The 296-nt window shown below is 65.2% G+C and carries 1 protein-coding gene; it reads left to right on the forward strand.

Annotation, left to right across the window (positions count from 1 at the left end):
* A partial coding sequence (locus tag ACVA58_RS27940; RefSeq protein ID WP_446513499.1) for a hypothetical protein occupies nt 1-184 on the forward strand: 184 nt, incomplete at its 5' end.
* Nucleotides 185-296 lie beyond the last annotated feature (112 nt).

A 296-nucleotide genomic window follows, 5' to 3' on the forward strand; every position in this document is an offset into this window, starting at 1 on the left:
GTTCACGACCGTCGACGAGACGCGTACCGCGATTGCTGACTCGCGCTCGATTCGCCAGGCAGCGCTGGCACAGCGCGTGACGTACTACACCACCATCGCCGGTGCCCGCGCCGCGGTGGAGGGCCTGAAGCACATGCAGCATCTGGATGTGTACGACCTCCAAGGTCTGCACGCCACCCTGTAAGCCCAGAGCCCGACAAAAGGCCACGAGCAGGCACCGCGACGCGGCATAGCGTCGCGGTAAACCCCCTAAGCTGGGGCAGTTGCCGCCTCTAGGCGGTTCGCCTACACTACAG

Source organism: Photobacterium sp. DNB22_13_2, from assembly GCF_052873915.1.